General features: G+C 49.7%; 22 protein-coding genes. 1 reads left to right on the forward strand and 21 read right to left on the reverse strand.

Annotated elements, in window-relative coordinates:
• Window positions 1-87 precede the first annotated feature (87 nt).
• The 8 genes from K365_RS0103125 to K365_RS0103160 all read right to left on the reverse strand — a co-directional run bounded on the left by K365_RS0103125 (window position 88) and on the right by K365_RS0103160 (window position 11,136).
• Entirely contained in the window at window positions 88-2,034 is a 1,947-nt protein-coding gene (locus K365_RS0103125; protein ID WP_024333468.1) for a TRAP transporter permease, read from the reverse strand.
• Window positions 2,035-2,148: 114 nt separating this feature from the next.
• A complete protein-coding gene (locus K365_RS0103130) occupies window positions 2,149-3,117 on the reverse strand; it encodes a TAXI family TRAP transporter solute-binding subunit (protein ID WP_024333469.1) in 969 nt (322 codons plus the stop codon).
• Window positions 3,118-3,181: 64 nt separating this feature from the next.
• Window positions 3,182-4,783, reverse strand: coding sequence for an FAD-dependent oxidoreductase (locus K365_RS0103135; protein ID WP_024333470.1), 1,602 nt, complete (start codon window positions 4,781-4,783; stop codon window positions 3,182-3,184).
• Entirely contained in the window at window positions 4,776-6,458 is a 1,683-nt protein-coding gene (locus K365_RS0103140; RefSeq protein WP_024333471.1) for an FAD-binding protein, read from the reverse strand. Before K365_RS0103140 ends, K365_RS0103135 begins: the two co-directional genes overlap by 8 nt.
• Before the next feature lie 49 nt (window positions 6,459-6,507).
• Window positions 6,508-7,344, reverse strand: coding sequence for a GntR family transcriptional regulator (locus tag K365_RS0103145; protein WP_024333472.1), 837 nt, complete (start codon window positions 7,342-7,344; stop codon window positions 6,508-6,510).
• A 146-nt stretch (window positions 7,345-7,490) separates the two neighbouring features.
• Window positions 7,491-8,723, reverse strand: coding sequence for an aminotransferase class I/II-fold pyridoxal phosphate-dependent enzyme (locus K365_RS0103150; protein ID WP_024333473.1), 1,233 nt, complete (start codon window positions 8,721-8,723; stop codon window positions 7,491-7,493).
• 35 nt (window positions 8,724-8,758) lie between these two features.
• Window positions 8,759-9,784: an L-threonine 3-dehydrogenase gene (tdh, locus tag K365_RS0103155; RefSeq protein ID WP_024333474.1), complete on the reverse strand. Its 1,026-nt coding sequence runs from the start codon at window positions 9,782-9,784 to the stop codon at window positions 8,759-8,761.
• A gap of 38 nt (window positions 9,785-9,822) precedes the next feature.
• Window positions 9,823-11,136, reverse strand: coding sequence for an NAD(P)/FAD-dependent oxidoreductase (locus K365_RS0103160; protein WP_024333475.1), 1,314 nt, complete (start codon window positions 11,134-11,136; stop codon window positions 9,823-9,825).
• Window positions 11,137-11,553: 417 nt separating this feature from the next.
• Here K365_RS0103160 and K365_RS0103165 point away from each other — a divergent pair, with 417 nt between their 5' ends.
• On the forward strand, window positions 11,554-12,015 hold the full coding sequence (locus K365_RS0103165) for an Lrp/AsnC family transcriptional regulator (protein ID WP_024333476.1): 462 nt from the start codon (window positions 11,554-11,556) through the stop codon (window positions 12,013-12,015).
• Between the two features lie 157 nt (window positions 12,016-12,172).
• Here K365_RS0103165 and K365_RS0103175 read toward each other — a convergent pair whose 3' ends face one another.
• From K365_RS0103175 to K365_RS0103235, 13 genes are all read right to left on the reverse strand, one after another.
• Window positions 12,173-14,065 (reverse strand): aldehyde ferredoxin oxidoreductase family protein, encoded by a 1,893-nt coding sequence (locus K365_RS0103175; RefSeq protein WP_024333477.1) that lies wholly within the window; start codon window positions 14,063-14,065, stop codon window positions 12,173-12,175.
• 19 nt (window positions 14,066-14,084) lie between these two features.
• Window positions 14,085-14,462 carry a 4Fe-4S dicluster domain-containing protein gene (locus K365_RS0103180; RefSeq protein ID WP_024333478.1) on the reverse strand — a complete coding sequence of 126 codons (378 nt, stop codon included), beginning with the start codon at window positions 14,460-14,462 and terminating at the stop codon, window positions 14,085-14,087.
• A gap of 181 nt (window positions 14,463-14,643) precedes the next feature.
• Complete coding sequence (locus K365_RS0103185) at window positions 14,644-15,438, reverse strand: ABC transporter permease (RefSeq protein ID WP_024333479.1); 795 nt, start codon at window positions 15,436-15,438, stop codon at window positions 14,644-14,646.
• Window positions 15,435-16,316, reverse strand: a complete 882-nt coding sequence (locus tag K365_RS0103190; protein WP_024333480.1) for an ABC transporter permease — start codon at window positions 16,314-16,316, stop codon at window positions 15,435-15,437. The genes K365_RS0103185 and K365_RS0103190 overlap by 4 nt, the downstream gene beginning before the upstream one ends.
• A complete protein-coding gene (locus K365_RS0103195; protein WP_211221102.1) occupies window positions 16,300-17,529 on the reverse strand; it encodes an ABC transporter substrate-binding protein in 1,230 nt (409 codons plus the stop codon). The genes K365_RS0103190 and K365_RS0103195 overlap by 17 nt, the downstream gene beginning before the upstream one ends.
• 67 nt (window positions 17,530-17,596) lie before the next feature.
• Window positions 17,597-18,556, reverse strand: a complete 960-nt coding sequence (locus K365_RS0103200) for an ABC transporter ATP-binding protein (protein WP_024333482.1) — start codon at window positions 18,554-18,556, stop codon at window positions 17,597-17,599.
• Entirely contained in the window at window positions 18,532-19,506 is a 975-nt protein-coding gene (locus K365_RS0103205; RefSeq protein ID WP_024333483.1) for a phosphotransferase family protein, read from the reverse strand. The genes K365_RS0103200 and K365_RS0103205 overlap by 25 nt, the downstream gene beginning before the upstream one ends.
• Window positions 19,507-19,630: 124 nt before the next feature.
• The gene (locus K365_RS0103210) at window positions 19,631-20,350 is read right to left on the reverse strand and encodes an amino acid ABC transporter ATP-binding protein (protein WP_024333484.1); all 720 of its coding nucleotides are present in this window, start codon (window positions 20,348-20,350) and stop codon (window positions 19,631-19,633) included.
• Window positions 20,338-21,000, reverse strand: a complete 663-nt coding sequence (locus tag K365_RS0103215; protein ID WP_024333485.1) for an amino acid ABC transporter permease — start codon at window positions 20,998-21,000, stop codon at window positions 20,338-20,340. The genes K365_RS0103210 and K365_RS0103215 overlap by 13 nt, the downstream gene beginning before the upstream one ends.
• Window positions 21,001-21,006: 6 nt before the next feature.
• Window positions 21,007-21,795, reverse strand: a complete 789-nt coding sequence (locus tag K365_RS0103220; protein ID WP_024333486.1) for an ABC transporter substrate-binding protein — start codon at window positions 21,793-21,795, stop codon at window positions 21,007-21,009.
• Window positions 21,796-21,843: 48 nt separating this feature from the next.
• Window positions 21,844-22,290: a hypothetical protein gene (locus tag K365_RS0103225; protein ID WP_024333487.1), complete on the reverse strand. Its 447-nt coding sequence runs from the start codon at window positions 22,288-22,290 to the stop codon at window positions 21,844-21,846.
• Window positions 22,291-22,335: 45 nt separating this feature from the next.
• On the reverse strand, window positions 22,336-22,755 hold the full coding sequence (locus K365_RS0103230; RefSeq protein ID WP_024333488.1) for a hypothetical protein: 420 nt from the start codon (window positions 22,753-22,755) through the stop codon (window positions 22,336-22,338).
• A gap of 144 nt (window positions 22,756-22,899) precedes the next feature.
• Entirely contained in the window at window positions 22,900-23,469 is a 570-nt protein-coding gene (locus K365_RS0103235) for a CD3072 family TudS-related putative desulfidase (protein WP_024333489.1), read from the reverse strand.
• Window positions 23,470-23,550 lie beyond the last annotated feature (81 nt).

Genomic DNA, 23,550 nt, shown 5'->3' on the forward strand with positions numbered 1-23,550 from the left:
CAAAGTCCGTAACCCAGGGCATGCAGGGCAGCTTCGATTCGGGACAGATTTTGTGGTATGCATGGGATCCGCCGCTCATTTTTTAAATTATGCTCGTTCTATGCTTAACTGATCGTGAGTTAGTTTTCGTTTTTTCTGAAAATAATATATAACAAAAAGTAATAAAAGCCCAATTGAATCTGTTATCCATCCTGCTTTGATGAGAGATAAACTAGTTATGATTAATAGAATTCTTTCTAACGGATAAGTTTTTACAAGCAAATAGCCGTTAATTCCTATCCCAAGCGATATAATTCCGAGAAGAGCTGAAAGGAATGAAAAAGTGATCTCAAAGAAATTTCCACTTAGTAGTAAAGCTGGATTATAAACAAACATGTAAGGAACGATAAACGCAGCTGATCCTAAAAACCAAGCTTTAATTGAAGTTTCAAAAGGGTTGGCTTTTGCTATGCCTGCTGCTGCATATGCCGAAAGTGCTATTGGTGGTGTGATATGGGCCAAATTTGAAAAATAATAAATGAACATATGTCCGGAAAGAGTTGGGATTCCCATTTGTATTATTATCGGGGCAGCAACCGCAGCTCCAATAACGTAGGCAGCGACGGCAGGTAGTCCCATTCCCATTATAATTAGAATAAACATGGTACAGACAAGAATTAGGAACAAGTTATTTCCACCAAAACTTAAAATCAGATCACTGAATTTTAATGCTCCACCCGTCAATTCTAAAATCCCAACTACTATATTGGCAGTTGCACAGGCTGCGGCAACAGGTAAAGTATTCATAGCGCCATCTATAAGTGCTTTTCCGATATTGATAGGATGCATTCGGTATTCGGGTTTGGCGAAAATGCTTAAAATCACCATCGAGGCTATGCAGTAAAGTGCTGCGCGAATAATGGGGATATAGGAAAAAAGCATCACAATCAGTAAAACGATAGAAATGAGGGAATGAAATCCTTGTTTGAATGTCTGTTTCAGGTTGGGCAAATTTTCCGCTGGCAAGCCACTTAAATTAAGTTTCAATGCTTCTAGGTGAACAATGGTAAAAATACATCCGAAATACAAAATAGCTGGGATGATAGCTGCTTTAACAACCTGCCAGTAAGGGATCCCAAGGATTTCGGCCATAACAAAAGCCCCGGCACCCATTATTGGCGGCATAATCAGCCCACCTGTAGATGCTGCCGCCTCTACAGCACCAGCAAATGCAGGACCATATCCTACTTTTTTCATCAAGGGAATAGTGAATTGCCCTGTTGTCACAGTATTTGCAACTGCACTACCTGATACAGACCCGAATAGGGAACTGGCAAGAATCGCAACCTTTGCCGGCCCTCCGGTGAATCGTCCTGCAATGCTGTATGCCAAATCTATGACAGTTTTCCCGCCGCCAGAAATCAACAAAAAACCTCCAAATGTGATGAACATATAGATGATGGTGGAAGATGCTTTAGTGATCATACCGAACATACCGTTTGTTTGCATATATTCAATGAAAATAATTTTTGAAAGAGATGCTCCTCTGTAATAAAATACCCCTGGAATATATTTGCCTAGAAACGCGTATAAAATCGCGGCAATGGCAATGAGGGGTAGAACATTACCCAATGTACGGCGGCAGGCTTCAAGAATCAGAATGATAGCAATTATCCCCATAGCTTTATCGACATTGTTAGGGAAAACAGCTCTATCTGTCAGTTCTCTATAATTCACAATGACATAGAGAAAAACGACAATACTCAAAATAGCAAGGATATAATCACGAATTGGAATTTTATTATTTTTTTCAGAAGAGAACCCTTTTCTTGTTAAAAATATTAGTGAAATGACAAAAAGAAGGTGCCAGGCATTATGTATTTGAGGAATAAACAGTCCAACAAATAATGCATAGAAGTGGTAGGCGGCCATTAAAAGTGCAACCAAATATACAAATCTTTTATTGCCGCCCTCCAGCTTTCTTTCGCTACTCTGTATTTTCTTTTTGAAGATCTCGTTCAAGCTTTGTAAGATCTTATTGGTTTTAGCACTCATTAAATTGTCTCCATGTAAGTGGTACCAATAGTTACTGAAAAGCAATCTGATCCAACTCTTAAGGGTACAGTCGCATTTTCATAGAATGCAGCTGTACCCTTAATCAACTGACAATTACCAACCCATTTCATCCATGAATTTTCGGACTCCACTATGAAGTGGCACAGCATTGCCTACATCTAAAAACCATTGTTTTGAAAATGCTTTTTGCGATGCATGTGAGGATTTTAGACTTTCTTGTTCGGTCCAGATCGCTTTGACAGCTGTATAGATGACTTCTTCAGGGATATCAGATCTTGTACACATTACTGCATAGGTTAAAACTGTAGAAATCGGTTCTTTTTGGTCAGCATATGTTCCAGCCGACATTTCTCCTGGAACTGTTGCAGGGCTATAGCCTGCTGCCTTAATTGCCAAATCTTTTTCGATTGGTACAAATCTAATCTTACGAGTGGCTTTTAGTTCCATTACAGCAGATGTCGGAACACCGGTATTAATCATAACTGCATCAAGGTTTCCATTTTTGAGTCCATCTACCATTTCCATGATTTCAATTTCATATGACTGAAAATCATCTTCTGTGATATCTGCTGCTTTAAGAACGTTCAAAATGATACTATGGCCTGCAGCACCCACTGGCATCGTTCCTACTCTCTTATCCTTTAAATCCATAATACTTTGAATAGGGCTGTTTTCAAGAACGATAACCTGAACCGGTGCTGTATACATCGGCATAAAGACCCGTATGTTTTGATCCTGTTGCCCTTTATACTTGCCGATGCCATTATATTTTGCTACGACACCAATCAAACCTGTGGCTGCGCCATCAATATCCTTTGCCATTGTCAAATCAATTCCATCATATCCGCCCCCACTGTTTTCAACAACAGCAGAAAAGCCAGGAATTTTTTCCAAAATTTTGGAATAGGCAACTGCGACCTGAAAGGTTGTATGACCTGGGGTCGCACCACCTAAGACCCAATCGTGACGGATTTTCTGTTGGGCAACCGCAGTTCCGCAGATTGAGAGCATCAAACCTGATACCAGAATAAAGAATGCTGTAGAAATCCATGTTTTTTTCATCTCTTCCTCCTTCAATTTTACTGAGTTTAGCAAATATTGAAATTTGCAATTGAATTAACCCATGTCATTTCATGAGGTATGGGACCTCAACATATAATGCGTTCTGCTGACATTCCACTTCACAAGCCAGGCATTGCCAGCAAGTTCTATATTTGCCATAAGGCCCTCCGCATGAAAGACATCGTTCCGATTCTTTAACTGCCTGTTCTTGGTTAATTGTTTTTTCTATTTCTTTAAAAGTACGTCTTGAAGATAGTGATGATTTTGATGGGATTACTCTAGGAATAGGTTTGACTTTTGAAGTGTCGATGTGGAATCCAGTTTGATATCCTTCCCATCCGAATCTTCCATAAATTAACGGTTTCCCCTGTAAAAAAAGATCAACTGAATTTGCAGCCAGGCGCCCTTGTGCCATAGCATCGATAACGGTTTTTGGGCCAGTGACCATGTCACCTGCAATGAATACATTGCTTGAGTCGATTTGCAACGTTAAGGGATTAATTTTGTGAAAATCTATAATTCCAGTCTCTTGAAATGTCATATCCGGCTCTTGACCGATTGCAATGATGATTGTATCAACGGAAACATTGCGAATTTTATCATTTTCAAATATCGGATTAAAATTACCATTATCGTCAAAAACTGAAGAACATTTTTTTAGGTTAATTCCGGTCACTTTATTGTGAAGCATTTCGAAACCATCAACTCCCCAGCCGTTTTCAATTGTTATCCCTTCCTCGATAGCATCAATTAATTCATCCTTGTAAACTGGCATCTCCTCATTTTTTTCCAGGCACACGATATTGATAGATTCCGCACCTAAACGATAAGCTGTTTGTGCCACATCAACAGCAGTATTGCCCCCTCCAATGACTACAATCCTTTTTCCAATTTCAAGCCGATCCTGATTTTTTGCAGATTTTAAAAAATCCAGAGACTGAAAAACATTTTCGGCATCTTCTCCTGCCAAACCAATCTTTTTGTTTTTTTGGCAACCGACGGATAAGATAACCGAATCGAATTTTTTGATGAGCTCGTTTAAGTAAATATCTGATCCTATCTTACAATGACAATGGATGTTCGCTCCCATTTTTTTAACGATGTTATATTCTTCAATAGCAATTTGATGCGGTAGCCTAAATTCAGGTACGCAATTAGTTGTCATACCTCCCAGTTCAGATCCGGCCTCGAAAATATCTACATTGTATCCACTACGGAGCAGATAATAAGAAGCAGTAACTCCAGCAGGCCCTCCCCCTACCACAGCAATCTTTTCAGGTCGCTTGGAAATATTATTATATTCATTATGTGTAGTTGATTGACAGTGATCAGCTATGAACCGCTTTAACGATTTTAGAGCAACTGGCTGTCCATCGACTTTAGTTCTTTCACATGCATCCTCACAGGGATGATGACATATCCTCCCAATAATTTGCGGGAAAGGGAGTTTCTCATTTATTAATTCCAAAGCTTTTTCGAAATCATTCCGGACTACCAATTGAACATATCCCTGACAGTTGAGATCCATTGGGCAAGCATTTTGGCAGGGTGCAAGGTTAAGCCGAAGATTGTCGCAAACGCAGCTTTGAACGCAGTTTCCACAAAATATACATTTGTCTTTATCAATGAGGATATTGTCTGAAAGATTTTCCAGATAGCTATTCATTTGATTTTCCTCCACCAAAATTGATTTTTACTGTATTTTTCAAACAAGTCGAGATGGTATCGTTATCTTTTTTCACTATCACGTGTTTTTCATATTGCTCATTTTTCTCTGGAAAATCAGATCGATAATGCCACCATCCCCAGCGGCTTTCCTTCCGTTCCAATGCGGCACTGGCAGATAGTAGCGCACATGTGATAATATTTCTTATTTCAAAAGCTTTAACTATATCATGTGTGGTTTTTACTTGGACAACTTCTTCTAATTCATGTTGCATTTGTCCAATCATTTCCAACGCTCGATTAAGTTTATATTCATTTTTTGGGGGAGCTACATAATTGTTGATCAGTCTCCTAACTTTATATTCGAATTCTTCCACAGTAATTTTATTTTCATTATTCTGAATTTTTTGAATAAAGCTCTCAATTTTTTTCATATAGGTTTTAGCAGTTGAAAAATGCATCTTCTGTTCTATTGAATCTGCATATGAATCTGCAGATTCCGCTGCAATTTGCCCGAGTGTAAAAGCGCCAGTTAAGTAACCTTGTCCATGTGCCGCATCGCCAGCTGCATATAGCCCGGGAATTGTTGATGCGGCCGTTTCATCAATTCTCAATCCGGTTATTCCGTGCCCTCCACATAAATAAAATTCTGTAGGTGCTAGTTCGATATCGCAGTTGCGAAAATTTAAATTTCGTCCTTTGAAAAATCTTTCAAGGATAGGACGTTCCGTGGTAAACAATATACTTTCTATGGTCTTAATTGTTTCTTCAGGTAAATGGCTTAGACGAAGACGTATATATCCGCCGTGCTTCATGAAATGTTCGACCGGTAAAGCAGATATTAGGCTGTCCTTGCCAAAATCAAGCTCGTTGTTGTAGATATCAATCAATTTCCCACCTCTGGTCATAGTGGGGTGAAGCAGCGGGCAGTTGATGTCTTTTACAATTACATAACAAACAGTACATTCCATACCTGTAAGCTCTGCACCGGCCGAATAGGCCAGATAATATGAATCTCCGCTATTTGCAGGGCAATCATAAATACCATACAAATGACCATTGTCAGGCAGACCGAATCTGGCTGCCCCCCCACTAGCAAGAATTACTGCTTTTGCATAGCAAATAATAAATTCACCAGTTCTTACATTCATTCCTACTGCACCAACCACTCGATCATTGTCTATGAGCAGTTCCAAAGCCATGGTACGGTTTAAAATGATGGTATCTGACTGAGAGACTTTGTCGTATAATATCTTTTTGAGATTTGGTTCCTTCATCGTCACAGTATATTTTCCTTTTGAATGGGTAGTCAAAGCTTCATAACCCTGACTGTCGCCTTTAGGAAAACATACTCCCCAGCTTTCCAGTTTTTTGAGCAGATCCCAGCTTCGAGCTGCAATTGCACGGCTCACATTTTCGTCAATCACCCTTTCGCGGCTGTTTGATGCAGATTCAATGAATCCTTCCACTGAACTTTCTCCGGGAATCGCAACAATATTCAGTGCATCCATTCCCCGGGGAATAGAACCACTGTATTTAACATCGGCCTTATCGAACACCACAACACGATTTTGAGGGTTTAATTCCTTAGCTCGTATTGCGGCCATAATGCCAGCGCTTCCTCCACCAATAATCAGCGTGTCAGCACTTAAATATGATTCAGATAATTGGGGCATACTTTCTCTCCTGTGAAGATGTTTTTACAAAATTTTTTTGTTGGCAGCGTTAATTTCGAATTTTGGAATCTTTTTCTCCATTAAATTTGAGCATTTCATTAAATTTTATTCCAGGAACATCGACAATTGAACAAGTAGAATTTTCTTGATTGATGTCCATTTTTACATTTACAACTGCATATTGTGATAAATACATCACTTTACCGGAAAGGACCGGCTCTTCCTTTGAATTGAAAGCGACAAAGCCTCTTATTAAAACGGTATTGGAATAGTCTACATTCATCGTTTCAGCATCTCCATCCTCTATAGCAGCTGATCTGATCTGAGATTCGATCCGAGTAATCCTTGTATCTTGAGAGGAATTGAGAAAGTCAAAAATTGAATGTTTTTTGAGATAGTTTTCTTTAAAAAATTTACAAATACTAATGGGCATAAAAAAAAGATCCAGCCCGATAGTATCCTGATGAATTTTTTTTAGTCGTTTAATTTTTTTTACTTTTTCATCTCCATAAATCTGAAGTTCTCTTTTCACACCATCATTTGGCCATACCTCCCCAAATTCAATTAGTTCATATGACACATCATAACCTTGATCTTCCATGAGAGATCGCCACGATGTGGATGGTGAAATTAAATCGGTAATCTTTTTTACTGACACAAATGAACCTCGTCCATGGACTTTGAATATATCACCACTGTATTCCAAACGAAGTAAAGCATTTCGGATTGTTATTCGGCTTGTGTTGTATACCTTCATTAATTGAGATTCTGAAGGAAGTGGATTGTTAGGCAACAGATGACCCTCATCAATATTCTTTTTTATTATATCAGCCATTTGTACATAAAGTGGAACTGAGCTTTCTTTTTCTAATGGGAAAAATTTCATCTTTCCTCCTCAGAATTATTGAGTATCTTCATAAAAATTATCTTATTATTACACAATATAATATATTATGACATGTTATAATGAGTTGGGAATTTGTTGTCAATCATTTTTTGAATTTTTTTATTAGGATATTATTTTTTGGTTGCTTAGACTGAAAGAAATATTTTTTGAAGCAAGTCAATAATATTGTTAATGTCCGCTTCGGTGTGACAGGCATTCACCTGGAACCGGATGGTTTCATCGCCCTTGGGGACCACTGGAAACGTGAGTCCCACCACCAGCACCCCGTGATCGAACAGGGAATGAACCAGGTGATGGGTTTTTCCGGTATCCCGCACCATCAGGGGAACCACGGGATGCGGTCCTGGGATCGATTCCAGCCCCAGCCCGTCAAGACCCTGCCGGAACTGAGCGGTCCGTTCTTTCAGGTGGTGCAGCAGTGCAAGCCCCTGGTCACTGTCACAGATATCGATGGCCGTGACGGCGGCCGCGCAGTCGGCCACGCTCAGGGGGTTGGTGTAAATATAAGTGTCGGCCTTTTGTCGCACCGCCTCGATGATGGCGGGACTGGCCGCGATGAACCCGCCGTTGACCCCGAAGGCCTTGCCGAATGTGCCCACCACCACATCCGGCCAGGCACCGGCGTATTCCGGGGTGCCCCGGCCGTTATCCCCATAGGCCCCGATGCCGTGGGAGTCATCCACCACCGTGATCACCCCGTCTTTGAATCGGTCTTGGTATTCACTGCAGATAGCGACGATCTCATTGATGGGTGCATAATCCCCCCGCATGCTGAAAATGCCGTCAAACACCACCACCACCCGTTCCATGTCCGGGCTCACCGCATCCAGGCACCGCCTAAGATCCGTCATGTCGTTATGCTTGAAGATGCCTTTATGGGTGCTGGGGATATTGGTGATGCGCATGGCCCGGATAATGGAGTTGTGGTTGAGCTGGTCCCCGATCCAGTGGGTTTTTTTATTGGAGATGGCCAGGGCCAGGCCGCAGTTAGAGGTGTAGGCGGAGTTGAATATTTTGGCTGCCGGTTTTTTCACGAATTCGGCAATTCTTTTTTCCAGCCGAATGTGGTGGACAAACGTACCGTCGATGAACCTCACCGCTCCCGGGCCCACGCCGAATTCACGGGTGGCTTGGTCTGCGCTTTTCACAAGATCCGGATGATTGGACAGTGACAAATATGAATTGGAATTCATGCGAATGAAGTCTTTGTCATTGCCGGCCAGCCGGTACCGGGGACCCAGGTCCCCTTTCGGTGGGACATAGCCGGTGATGATACGCTCGGGCGGCTTGGCCCGGCCCTCCTCCTTCAGTTGGTTGATTTCCTGTGCTAAAGAGATGTCCACTCGGTCTGTGCTCATGATCTTTTGCTCCCGTCAGAATTGATAGGTTTGTGTTAATCCCACTTCAGAATGACCTTGCCCGATTGTCCGGACCGCATCATCTCAAATCCCTTTTCAAACTCGGTAAAGTGAAACCGGTGGGTGATCAAAGGAGAGATATCCAGCCCGGTCTGGATCATGCTGGTCATCTTGTACCAGGTCTCATACATTTCCCGGCCGTAGATTCCCTTGATGGTCAGCATGTTGAATACCACCTTGTTCCAGTCAATGGACGTGTTGTCCGGCATGATGCCCAGCAGGGCGATTTTGCCGCCATGGCACATGTTGTCCAGCATCGTGTTCAGGGCCGCCGGGTTGCCGGACATCTCCATGCCCACATCAAACCCTTCCTTCATTCCCAGGGTTTTCTGAGCGTTGGCCACGGTGTCATGGCTGACGTCAACGGTCAGGGTGGCTCCGGCTTTTTCAGCCAGAGATAGGCGGAAGGGGTTCACGTCCGTGATCACGACATGCCGGGCCCCGGCATGTCGGGCAATGGCGGCGGCCATGCACCCGATGGGGCCGGCCCCGGTAATGAGCACATCTTCCCCCAGCACGTCAAAGGACAGAGCCGTGTGGGTTGCGTTACCCAGGGGATCGAAACAGGCCAGAATATCCGTGGAAATGGTGTTGTCGCAATACCAGACATTGGTCACCGGGATGGCCAGGTACTGGGCAAAGGCCCCGTCCCGGTTGACGCCCACGCCTCTGGTGTTCTTGCACAGATGTCGGCGGCCGGCCAGGCAGTTTCTGCAAAGGCCGCAGACCAGATGCCCCTCACCGGAAACCAGGTCTCCTTTCTTGAAATCCGTAACATGGGACCCCACCGCTTCAATGGTCCCCACAAATTCATGCCCGATGGGCATGGGCACGGGAATGGTCTTCTGAGACCATGCGTCCCAGTTGTAGATGTGGACATCGGTACCGCAGATGGCGGTTTTGACGATTTTGATGAGCACTTCGTTGTGCTGAATCTCTGGCACCGGTACGTCCCGGAGCCACAGTCCGGGGACCGGTTCAGCTTTGACCAGTGCTTTCATAGTTTTCAATAGAATCTCCTTTTGCTTGCTATGGTTTTTTACCCGATCACCGAATAAGTGCTGTCCGGGTTGAGCTCCCGGTTCCTGGAAAAGGCGCCCATATCGAAGGTAACGCCGGTTCGGGGCAGCAGAAACTGCAAAGGGTGCAGATCGTGGTCCTGCCCTTTTTTTTCGTTATATTCAATCAATTCCGACATCATCATCCCGGCCACCGGGGCATTCTTGTACTGATTGCCCGAAGACCCTATGGCCATGTAAAACCCGTTGAGGTCGCTCTTGTCATAAATGGGAAGCCAGTCGCTGGAAACATCGTAGAGTTCGGCAAAGCCTTTCCGGGTGTTGGGAATGCCCAGCTCCGGCATTCGCCGGGCTGCCCGGTATACCTGTGCACGCCACTGGACATCGGTGGTGTTCCGGTTGAAATCATCCGGGTCTTCAATCCATTGATGAGTATCGCACCGGGGATCTTCACTGCCCACCAGAATGGAATTGCCCACTTCCGGGCGCAGGTATATGCCGTTGTCACCGTCGGAAATCTGGGCGCCTCTGGATTCAAAATTAAATCCTGCCGGGGCAGGTACAAAGGACACCTCATGCCGTTCCGGCCGGGTCTTGATGTTGTTTTTTTCCGCCACGCCGGCCATCTGGTTGATGTGGCTGGAATGGGGACCGGCCACGTTGATGACGATGCCGGCCTCAAACCGCCGGCCGTCTTTGAGTGCCACGCCGGTGACCCCGTGCTGGTCTGTCAGGATCTTGACAATGTGGGCATTGAACAGGAACCGGGCCCCTTTGGATTCAGCTGCCACCTGGACGTTGTGGGCGGACAGTTTCGGGTCGGACATGTAACCGGCCTCCGGGCAGAACAGCGCCCCTTCCAGCAGGGTGTTTCTTTCACTGAAAAAATCCGTATCTGCTTCTGGCCGGGTCGGGGGCCAGAATTCCCGGTTGCTCAGGACGGGCATGCGTTCAGACAATGTCTTTGCATCCCAGTTTTCATAAGGGACCCCCACGGTGTCCCAGTGGGTGGCAATTTTTTTCCAGTTCCGGTCCCGGGATTTGATCATGATGGATCCGCACTGGTTATACCGGGCCATGCCCCAGGGATCTTTCACTTCGCAGTATTCCTCCCAGTTCTGCCAGATCTTGAACCCTTCCCAGGCAAACGCCACGCCTTCCAGGGTGGAGTAATGGGCCCGGACAATGGCACAGGAGCCTGACGTTGATCCGGCCCCGGAATCTCCCATTTTGTCGATACTCAAAGTGTGATAGCCTTTTTGGGTCAGTTCAAATGCGATACAGTTGCCGATGATGCCGCATCCGATGATAATTACGTCGAGTTTCTGAGTCATTTCAAATTACCTTTCATCAATTATCTAATGTTCAAAATTCTCAAAAAGGGCCGCTTGGCTTGGGTGGATACTGAATAGATCATGATGTTCCCCTTAATATGTCCAATGGTTGATAAGTGTGATGCGTTTTTTGTCGTCCCTCATTTTAAGGTTAATGTAAAATATCTGGACATTTTTTATGTGTCAAGAATTTTTTTATATTTTTTTTGGATAAAATAGATTTTTTTTATATATTTTTTATGAATTGGGCATTAAAGGGATAGTGCCGGTTCTGTCAGAAAAAGTGTCGGCAGGAATCTTCTTTTTTTTGGGAACAGAATGCGATATATGGGGAGTGGCGGTGAAAAGGGTTCGCAAGTATCCCTCTTCCGTGGTTTAATGGGAGATATGGGTGTGCTGTAAAAGGAGAAGAAAATTATGACACTGATGGACGGCAACCTTGATGACCTGGAGATCTATGTAATCAAGGCACTCCAAGAAAATGCCAGGCGGTCGTATAAAAGCATCGCAAAAGAGCTGGAAGTTTCCGAGAGCACCATTGCCAACCGCGTGAACCGGCTTATTGAGAAGAAAATTTTAAAGCTGGAAGCCCGAATCAACCCGTTTGGCTTGTCTCACAAGATCAGTGCCCTGCTGGGTGTCAACCTGTATGACCGGTCCCATTCCACAACCATGGAGGAAATCGAGCAGCTGCCGCAGGTAACGGCGGTGTGGGCGACGACCGGAAAGTATGATCTCTTTTTGGAAGTGCTGGTGGATTCAATCATCGAACTGAACGATTTTATTTTTGCCGGCGGGCTTGGCAGGATTAAAAATGTCTCTTTCACCGAAACCCATATCATGCTCAACTCCAACACCAAATATTTTAAAATTTACTAAATTGTGCGGGAAGCCGTTCGGGATGACAGGGTGTTTGGTCTCCGGCCGGCAACAGCCGGGCCGGGATGCACCCGGATCCGGCTGGTCGGCTGTCCGGGCCTGCCGGCATCCCTGAGGATGCTCAGCAGGCTTTCAGACATATTCAGCGTGATGGTGATCATTCCACGGCCAGGTTGAATTTTTCCAGTGTTTCTCTGGTGGGAATCCCGTTGGTGTCCCATCCCCGGGCCGCATAATACGCATCCAGCATCTCTTCGATTACGGCAAATTCCACCTTGTGCCCCTTGTTGGGGCCCGAAGGAATGGGCTCTTCGTAAAACCGCGGGGGCGGATAATCATATTTCCGGCCGAAATCCGGGATTTCTCTTTTATTGAACATCCGGTTCAAATGCCAGATCTTTTCGGAAAGATGGAGCAGGTCTTTGTTGAAATCCAGCTTTTTTCCGGTGGCACAATAATACAGTTCCTCATAATAATGGGTTTCCAGGCCGATTTCCATGTACTGGAGCCGGCAGGTGCCAAGAATGTCGAATGCCGGTCGCAGGTGCTGGGACTTGAGTACCAGGGGCACCACGTTTTTGTGGTCTGCCTTGGGGATGGTTTCGAAATTTGCGCCCTGGGAGATGAGATCATGGACATTGGCATCCTGGCTGCCGCCCACGGCATTGGCCACATCCGATCCCAGAACCCAGCACCGGTTGTGGTGGGCCCCCACATCTGCGGTCATGTATCCCAGCATCAAGCCGGGCGCGTTTCTGGATTCATACCCGGTCCATTCCAGGCCTTTGACATGGATGGCAAATTTGTCGCTGTCTCCCCCGATCTTTTCAGCGGCTTTTTTGACGCCGTTGGCCAGAACATCTCCGATGCCCTCTCTTTTTGCAATTTTTTTCAGGATGTGGACGATGGAGTCAAGATCCCCCCATGTCACGTCCATGCCCATCTCTTGTTTTGAGATCAGGCCTTTTTCATAACATTCCAGGGCAAAGGAAACCACGGCCCCGCCCGAGCAGGTGTCTAAGCCGAGTTCATCACATACCCAGTTGACATGGGCCACGGCATGGATGTCGGACAGTTCGCAGTTGCTGCCCACCAGGGCCAGGGTTTCGTATTCCGGGCCTTCCACATATTTGTTGCCCAGCGCAGTTTTTGACAGCCCGTATTTGCCGCAGGGAATGGGGCAGGAAAAACACCCTTTGTCCGTGATTTTCAGTTCGTCCAGGATGGCTTTGCCGTTGATCTTGTCCGCGTAATCGCAATGGGAGGTGGCAAAGTTGCGGGTGGGTAAAGCCCCCACATCATTGCACCAGTTGGTGATACCGGCCGTGCCTTCCGGGGTCCAGCCCTTGAAACCGGGTTTTTCCCGGCACGCGGCATAGGTGGCCTTGCCTTTTTTGAGCAGGCCCTTGGGATCGAACACGGGGATGTCTTGGGTGCCCCGCACGGCAATGGCCTTGATGTTTTTGGAGCCCAAGACCGCGCCGATGCCGGTGCGGCCGGCCTGGCGGCCGAAATCATGGGAGATGCAGGCAAAGTTGACCATTCGCTCCCCGGCCTCGCCGATGGTCAGAATCTGGAATTCCCGGCCCAGATCGTTTTTCAAAATCTCTTCCACGGCTGTGGAGCCTTTGCCCCACAAATGCCCGGCCGGCCGGATCTCCACGGTGTCATTATCTATGAAGATATAGGAAGGTTCTTTGGCCCGTCCCGTCAATATGGTGACGTCATACCCGGCATATTTCATGGTCACCCCGAAATGCCCCCCCATGTTGCTGTCGCCATATCCGCCCGTGGCCGGGGATTTGGCGGCAAAATGGGTTTTGCCGGCCGCCGGCAGAAACAGGCCGCTCAACGGCCCCATGGCAATGACAAACCGGTTGTCCGGGCCTAAGGGGTCTGCGCCAGCCGGAATTTCATCGTACAGAATTTTGGCCGTGAATCCCCGGCCGCCGATAAAATCGTCCACCCATTCCTGTTTTAAGGGTTGTTTTTCAATGGTACGGGTGCTCAGATCGATTCTCAGCGTGTGTCCTGCATATCCGTATAACATGATAATCCTCCTTTTCCCTCTATTTGAAGCTCAGTGCATCCCGGGGACACACTTCCACACACTGCCGGCAGTTGATGCATTTGTAGGGCATGCCGTCATCATCCACCATCATTACGTTTTCCGGGCAGGCGGAAACACACGCCAGGCACCCGTCGCATTTTTTCATGTCAATGCGCCAGGTGTCTTTGACCCGATGGATGGCCCCGGTGGGGCAGGCATCCGCACACGCCCCGCACTGATTGCAGATGGCCACCTCGAAAATGCCGGGCTCGGGAAACCGGGGCATGACCCGGAGCATGGCCTTGGACGGATTGATTATTTTCAGATTCTGCAATGAACACACCAGTTCGCAGGCCCGGCACCCGGAACAGGTTTCATGGTTGAATGATAGTGTCATCCCTGTCTCTCCTTGGCTTGAATGGTTGACCTTTTTTGACCCTGTTGCACCATAGCATGTCTGGGGCAAAAATGTATAACGCATTGTTTTCATGAAAGGATATGAATCCGATTCATATAAACTGCCGTTCAGCCGGTGCCAGTAAGATGGATTCGCCCGAAGGTTTAAGCGGATTCTGGTGTCAGACCATGCCTTTTTTGCGGTAGCTGCGCATCAATGACCCGTCGATAACAAAAAACAAAAGGATGGGCAGCAGCAGGAAAATCAGGGTCAGAATCGCGGCCAGGGACCGGTTGGAAGAAGCGAGCAGCGGCATCAGAAACCCGGTAAAAGAAGGCACGGTTCCCCCGCCCATGAGAAATACCAGAAAATATTCGGAAAACGCCACCAGAAACACCACACTGCCGCCGGCGATCATGGCCGGCACCAGCAACGGCAGCTCCACCCGCCAGAAAATCGTTACCGGACCGGCCCCCAGGTTTCTGGCACACACACGGTATTCTTCTCCCAGGGTCTGGAATCCCGTCACCAGAGCCCGGAACATGTAAGGGTAGGTGAACAGGGCCAGGATCAGCACCACCCCGGCCACGGTGTCGGCCAGAGACAGCCGGATGAACACCACATGCAGTCCCATGGCAAAAGTCATGGGCGGCACCAGGGCCGGGGTCAGCACCAGGGCTTCCATGAGCCGCTTGCCGGCAAAGCGGTTCCTGGCGAATGCGGCGGCCGGGGTCAGGCACATGCCCAGGGTGACCAACACCGTGGCCACAGAATACAAAAATGAAGAGACCAGAGACGAAACAATCTGATCCTGGTGGGTGATCAGAAATTGAATGCCCGTAAAAGAAAATTGCGCCGGCCACAGGTCCGGAAACCGCCACCCCGGGGCCAGGCCCACCAGCAAAAGGATTGCCGCGGGCAGGGCGAACAGGCTGAAAAGCAGCACCAAAACGAGGGTGTGGGAAAAAAGTTTCACAGTTTTCGGACCCCGTTTTCCAGATGGGTGACGGTTTTGGAGTAGGCAATGATGAACAGCACGGCAAAGCAGAACATCAGCGTCAGAATGGCCATGGCTTCAGGCCGCCGGGCCAGGTCATGCTTGAAATACAGGTCAAAAACATGGAGGCTGAGCATGCCGGGCCGGCTTTCGCTCAAAATGTAAGGAATGTCAAATGCCCCGAAGCTGTAGAGAAACAGGATGATGAAACTGGTGTGCATCGCCGGGGCCAGCCTTGGCAGCACAATGGAAAAAAAGATGCACCGTTTCGATGCCCCCAGCATGGCTGCCGTCTGGATCTGCCGGACATCGAACCGCACCAGCAGGGCCAGGATCAAAAGCATGGCAAACGGGGTGCCTTTCAGGGTATAGGCCAGGATCATGCCTAAGCCCCAGCCGGAATACAATACATTGGGAAAATCCGGCATGGACTGGATCAGGCCCAGGTGATAGGCCAGAGACGAAAGGATTCCGGACTGGCTCCAGAAAATCAGCACCACAAATGCCACGGCAATATGGGGCAGGATCAGCGGAATTTTGTACATCAGGGCGGCTCCGGCCAGGGCCTTGGGCAGCTGCCAGACCCGGTAGGCCAGAAAGGTGCCGGCTGCCACGGACCCGGCCGCCGATGTCAGGGCCACGCCCAGGGAAAACCCGAAGGACGCGAAAAAGGACGGGTCCGACAGGATGATGTTATAGGCCGCCAGGATCCCGCCCGTATGGGGCAGGGGGGTGAAGATCCCTAAGGACTGGCACACCGTCAGAAACACCCCGCCGCAGAACAGCACCACAAACGGCAAAATCAACGGGCTGAGTTTCAGAATCAGTATGGCGGTCCGGCTACCGATCAAGGACATGGGTTTTCCAGTCCTGTTCCAGGGATTCCAGATATTGGGCCGGTATCTCGGGCACGGCAACGGCAGCCAGCTGATCCGGTGTCAGGGTGGCGGGTCCCAGGTCCACGGTCTCAAACCGCTGCCGGTCCTTTGGAGTCAACCGATTCATGGCCAGAACCGGAAAATCCCCCCAGTTCTCCGGCTGAAATTTGGATACCTGGGCATCCACGGACACCAGAAAATTTGCCAGCACCATGGCCCCGGCCTTGTTGGGGGCGTTAAAGGCAATGGCCGTGAAATGGGTATTGAAAATGGATCCGTCCTTTAATGCAAAGGTTCTGACCGTGTCCGGATAACTGCCCGCCATAATCATGTTCTGGGCGTGGGGCGGATGATAGGACATGCCGAACGCCACCTCTCCCCTGGCAAACAGCGTATCCAGAAATGCGTTGTCCTTGGGGTAGGTTCGGCCCTTCTGCCATAAAAACGGCTTGATCTGGTTGAGCCAGTCCCACAGCAAAGGGGCGTTTTTTTCATACAGGTCCGGATCCCACCCGGCCATGTATTGGCCGTGCCCGCCCGTGACTGCATAGAAAATGTGGCGGATAAAAGCTGAACCCGTGAAATCCGGGGGCTGGGGATAGGTGAACTGGCCGGGGTTGTCCATGATCCACTGTTTGAGGGCCGCCACCGTGTCCGGCGGAATTTCCGTCCGGTTTGTGTCATACTCGAGCACGAACTGGGCCCGGCCAAAAGGGGCTTCAAATCCGTCCACGGGAAATCCGAAATCATGGGTGATGCTGTCCGGGTCCACATACTGCTTCACATGGGGCAGGTGCCCGGCAAACGGGCCGAACAGCAGGCCGGCCTGTTTTGCATTCTTGAAGTTCTCCCCGTTGATCCACAGCAGGTCGATGGTTCCCGTGGTTTTGCCGGCTGCTTTTTCGTTGAGCAGTTTGTTGATAAACACCCCGGCATCCATGGGGACCCGCTTCACATGGATATCATAGCGCTGTTTCATCTCTTTGGCCACAAACGTGTCCACCCAGGTATTGACATGGGTCCATCCCCCGTACATGTACCAGCTGACCCGGGACCCCCGGGCCTGTGCTTCAATCCGGTCAAACGGGATGTCCGGCAGGGTGCCGCCAGTGACCCGGACGGGCAGGAACATGGTGAGAAAGACAGGCAACATCAGGGTCAACAACAGGGACATGGATCTGAACTTATTCATCACAGGTTCTCCTTTAAATTAAAGGTTGTATTCGAATCTGTCGAACAATCCGGTCAAAACGGATACGTTAAAACGGCCGGTACCGCAGGGACACGGGCTGATCCCTGTCAAACCGGTCATTCTGGCTGTATATGGTGTAAGTCTGGCTGCCTGCGGCCACCCCATACACGGTGTAGTGGCCGGCAAAGGTTTTTTCCGTGATGCGGCCGAATCCCTCCGGGTCTGCAATGATGGCCAGGTTTTCGGGCCGGGCCGGAAGAGGTGTCCCGTTCAGGGAGCCGGCCACGGCCTCATCCACCCGGAACAACGGGAACAGCGACGGGGGAATCTCGTTCACCGGACCCAGAAACCGGGCTACAGCCGGGGTAGCCGAGTGGAAATACACCTGCCTGGGGGTGTCGAACTGTTGAACCCGGCCGTCCAGCAAAACCCCGATGCGGTCGGACATGGCAAAGGCTTCTTCCAGGTCATGGGTGACGCTGATGGTGGGAATGCCGAACGCCTGCTGGGTGGTGCGGATGAACCGGGCCGTCTCCATTTTCAGGTTCCGGTCCAGGTTGGCAAAAGGTTCATCCAGCAAGAGCACGGCCGGGTTCACGATCATGGCCCGTGCAATGGCCACCCGCTGTTTCTGGCCGGCGGACAGCTGGGCCGGATACTGGTCTGCCTGGGGGGCCAGTTTAAAATAATCCAGCATCCGGTCCACCTGGTTTTTGATCTGTTTTTTTTCCATGTGCCGGGCCTTGAGCCCGAATCCGATATTCTGTCGCACCGTCATGGCGGGAAACAGGACATAATCCTGAAACACAATGATCACGGGATGGTGTTTGCTCACGGGTTCGGAAAAAGCCACTTCTCCCTGGTCCGGGATTTCCAGTCCGGCGATAATTTTGAGCAGGGTGGTTTTGCCGGCCCCGGACGGCCCCACAATGGAAACCAGCTCCCTGGCGTTCACGGCAAAGCCGATGGATTCCAGAACGGGCTGGTGTTTATAGGATTTGCCTATGTGACGGAGTGTAATATCCATGGGATATCCGACAGATACTGTTGAATTTTGGCAAAGGTGTCCGGGTTCCGGATGGGCCGGTTTGTGTGTGTATATTCATACCAGGCCATGAAACACCAGGACAGGGCCCGCAGCAGAATGGTTTTTTCCATGACACGGGATTTTTCCATAAGGTCGTTAAACAGCATGTCCGGGCATGCCTGCTGGTGATAGGTTTGCAGAAAGGTTTTTTTATCTGCCGGAGTTAAAAGGATGTCGGTTTTCCACAGCGTGGTGGTGGGCACCATGAAATGGCCCAGATCCTGGTACCGGCAGGAGACCACGGCCTTTTCCCAGTCCACCAGACAGGCCCGGTCCGGGCTGATGAGAAAATTGCCGGAGTTCACTTCAGTATTCACCAGGCACAAGGGTTCTGCTTCAAACAGGGGCCGGGTATCTCTGGCAAGGGACAGGAGAGTATCATGATAGGACAGGATCTGTGCCTGTTCCTTTTTCAGGGGATGATCGGCAAACCGGTGGAGCAGGCCATGACTTTCCCGGGCGATATCGTTCACGGGGTCGGCCTGGACAATCAGCCCGTCCGGCACACAAGTGGTGTGAACTCTGGCAAAAATTCGGGCCGCCGTGTCCAGATCCCGGGTGTAATCCAAGGGGGTTCCCGGCACAAAGGTCATGAGCAGGGCCCCGCCTCCCAGCGGGTCCGGATGGGGGTGACAGGCCAGGGGTTTCGGCGTGACCCCGGAATCGGCCAGCGCCTTCAATACGTTGAATTCATAGGCGATCTGATCATCTCCCAGGCCCAGCTGGCTGCCGTGGTTGATGCGCAGCACACAGGGGCCGGCATTAGAATCGACCCGGTAATTGGCATTGTATTCCCCGGCCGCCAGAAAAGAGACGCGAAAGGGCGGGGACACCCAGCCGGCATCAGTGAGAAACTGCTGTATCTGTTCCAGTCTGTCTGTATCCGGCATGGTCGTGTTGCTCCAGCTCCCTGGGAATTTAACTGTAAACAGCGGTGTATCCGTTCAGAGTTGTTGTCTGGATTTGATCGCACTTTTTTCCGATACAACTGCCGGGGTTATATCATCTTTGGGATCATGGGTAAATTTTTTTTAGAAATTGTCTGATGCGCGGGTCCGTGGCACTGGTCAGATCCTCGAATGTGCCGTCAAAAAAGATACCGCCGTTTTCAAGAAACAGGACCCGGGTCGCGAAATTTTTCACCATGTTCATCTGGTGGGTGACCAGCACCAGGGTCATGTGGCTGCGGGCCAGGGTCTGAATGGTGTCAAACACCTCATGGGCCAGCTCCGGGTCCAGGGAGGAGGTGGGTTCGTCAAACAGCATGATGTCCGGGGACATGGACAGGGCTCTGGCAATGGCCAGTCGCTGCTGCTGTCCCCCGGACAGGGTGGACGGATACTGACTGGCCTTGTCCGCCAGTTTCACCGATTCCAGCAATTCGGCGGCCCGGTCACGGGCCCGGGTGCGGGGCATATTTTTGATGGTCCGCAAAGGGGCCGCGATATTTTCAATGGCCGTGTAGTGTGGAAACAGGTTGAATTGCTGGAATACCATGCCCATCCGGCCGGCCACGCTGGTGAAGGAGGTGACGGGCTGGCCGTCCACGGTTACAGATCCTTTGTCCACCTTCTCCAGGCCGTTGAGGCACCGGATAAAAGTGCTTTTGCCGGCACCGGAAGGGCCGATGACCGCCAGGATTTCGCCCTGGCGGATTTCCAGGCTGATATCCTTGAGAACCATATGGCTGCCATAGGATTTGCTGATGCGGTCCACACGGATTAGGGGATCCATTTGATTCCTTTTTTTTCAACCCACCGGGAAACCAGAGCCACACTGTAGGTCATGACAAAATAGACAGCCCCGATGGTGATGTAGATCTCAAAAGGACCCAGGGTCCGGGCATATATCTGGTTGCCCACCCGGGTGAGCTCTGCAATGGACAGCACTGATACCAGGGAGGTTTCCTTGATCATGGTGGTGAAGTAGTTCATCAGGGTGGGCAATGCAATGCGGAACGCCTGGGGCAGAACGATATGGAGAAATACCTGATACCGGTTGTATCCCAGACTGAAGGCAGCTTCATACTGCCCTTTGTTCACTGAACTGATGGCGGCCCGCACCGCCTCGGACATATAAGCCCCGGAATTCAGAGACAGGCCGATCACTGCCGCCGTGACAGGGGGCAGGACGATGCCGAAGGTGGGCAGGCCATAGTAGATGAAGAACAACTGGATCAACAGAGGCGTGTTTCTAAAGATTTCCACATACACCCCCAGCAGGAAATCCACGATCCAGGGGAGCCGGCCGGACCGAAGCACCCCTACCAGCACGGAAACGGCCAGGGCCAGCACAAAGGAGAACACGCCGATGGTCAGGGTGATCCTGGCCGCCGTTGCCAACTGGGGGACGTAGGGGATCAGAAATGAAAAATCAAGGGGCATGATCTGTTACAGGGCCAGCCATTTGTCATGGATACGGTCAAAGTCTCCATTGGACTTCACCGTGTCAATGGCCTGATTGATCTTTTCGGTCAGTTCATCCTCGCCGTGGTCCAGGACCACCACAATGTCCACGGAGCGCACCGGGTCATTGATGATTTTCAGGTCCGGGCTGTCCTTGATCTTGGTGGCGGCATAGGCAAATCCCACCACCACGGCGTCCACCCGCTTGTTCTTCAGGTCGATGAGTGCTTCGGAGTTGCGGTTGTACCGCCGCAGATCCTTGACCTTGATGTCCATGTCCGCCAGACTGTCGCCGGCCACTTCGCTGGTGCTGTTGGCCTGGACTCCCACGATTCTGCCGGCCAGGTCTTCCTTGGTGGTGATGTCCGTGACATCGGACCGGGTGACGATGATTTCACTGAGCTGGTAGTAGGGATTGCTCATGTTCACGCTGTCGGATGCCTGGGTGGCTTCTTCCGGGGACATGCAGGAAATGATGATGTCATGGTCCCCTTTTTTCATGCCGGCCACCAGGCCTTCCCAGGCTGTATCCTTTATGACCACGTCAACCCCCAGAGCATTTCCCAGTGCCCGGGCAAAATCAGAGTCAAATCCCTCCACTAGGCCGCTGGTGTTCCTGAATGAAAACGGCGGGTATTCCGGGCAGTTGCCCACGGTGATGCTGCCGCTTTGTTCGATTTTCGACCATCGGCTGTCTCCGGCAGCGGCACAGGTCCAGGTGACAGCAATGACGGCCAGGGCCAGGATAAATGAGGCGAACAGTTTTTTCTTCATAACGGGTTTCCTTTCATTGTTGGATTGATATTTATTATGTGCCGCCGGTTATCGGCAGGCGTTATAGACACGATCAACGGCATGACTGGCTTGGTCAGGGGATGAAAAACGGGGTTCAATCATCAGGTACAGGCCGTCCGGTCCCAGAGTCCGGGCCGCCAGCACGGCATCGTCAACTTTGTGACACACAATCTCCAGCAGCATGCCTTTGTCTTTTATTTTTTCAAGTTCACAAAACATTTCCCGGGACAGCATGATACTGAAATCACAGCGGACACTTTCAAATTTTCCTTCACAGAAGACCTGGAACCAGGAGCCGGACTGGCCGTATCCGTTTTCAACCAGAAAATCATACAAATAATCGTAAAACGCCAGGCTGACATCGGTCATTTCCCTGACCCGCTGCTTCACCCGGTCTTTGTTCTTCACCAGATCCAGCAGAAAGGGCTGGCTTCCCAGAAGGCCGTAAAGGGATGACAGCGCATCCAGGGTCATGGGGGTGTTGACAAAGGCCCGGTTCCGGACCTGAGGGATAACTGCTTAATAACACTGCTTCAGGTCGATCGCCAGGGGGTGGTCCGGGGTGAAGTCCGGCACCGGCTGTGCCAGGTCAAGATCACCGCTTTTGAAATCGATGAAATCCCCTGTGCAGCTGTAGTCATAGTCCCCGCCGGCCAGGACGGCGGTATTTGTGATATCCAGGCCCACCATGAGGCTGGCCATGGGCATGGCATCACCGAAAAAGCAGGTGCCTTCCAGGAAATTGCCGATCCGGTTCAGGTGCCAGTCCGGCAGCAGGTCCCACTCTTTCCTGGGCAGGGAAGTCCTCCATGGTGCCGGTATAAACCCGGGGTTGTCTGAAACCGCGTACACCAGCGGCACGCCGGTTGAACGGTTTTCCCAGAACATCCGGTGCCGGAGCCGGCTTTCCGTGTCACAGATTTTTTCACTACAGATCATCCGATTTGGCATCCCCTTTAAAAAATGAGGATTTTATGGACCGGAAACCAAACAGTCAAATTGTTAATATGGATGGAAATGAACGGATGTATAGAAAAAAATAATAGATGGACCTGAACAGCCAGCAGATCAACTGAATCGGACTTACCGTTTTAACACCGGGGACAGTGTCTTGAACAGACTGGAAAGTGACATGTCGATCTCGGATTCATCCACGGCGAAAAAATCCAAGGGCAGATTGTTTTCCATCAGCAGGGCCTGAAAAATTTCTATGAAAATACCGGGGTCAGCCTGCCATTCCAGGGTCTGAATTTTTTTCCAGGTGTCTTCCTTGTCCAGAAAATCACCGGACCACTGATTTGACCGGCAGGTTTTATGTACCCCGCAACTGGGGCTGCCGTCTATTCCGATAACCCCTTTGAGAAGATATCCGTTTTCCTTGTACATGTGTATCTGGCGGATGAACGGGGCCAGCAGATGCCGGCAGCGGTTTTTAAAAAAAGGATAGGCCAGCTGGTCTTTCACATGGCCCCATCGGCACAGGCCCAGGATTTCAGATTCAGGGCAGGGAAGCTGCACCATGGCGGTGTCATGGTCCATCAGAAAACAGACCAGTTCCTTGACCGCACCCGGGTGGGCGGCTAGGCCCATCACCTTGACATTGACATTCAACAGGCAATGGGACACAAAAATGATTTTTTTCCCCCGTTTCATAATCCGGCTCCTGACGTGTTTGATGGTTTCGTATTTTGAACCCGGATTCGGGTCTCTGTCAAGGGAGATTTCATTTTTGGG

The sequence above is a fragment of the Desulfotignum balticum DSM 7044 genome, assembly GCF_000421285.1.
In the GTDB taxonomy this organism is placed as follows: domain Bacteria; phylum Desulfobacterota; class Desulfobacteria; order Desulfobacterales; family Desulfobacteraceae; genus Desulfotignum; species Desulfotignum balticum.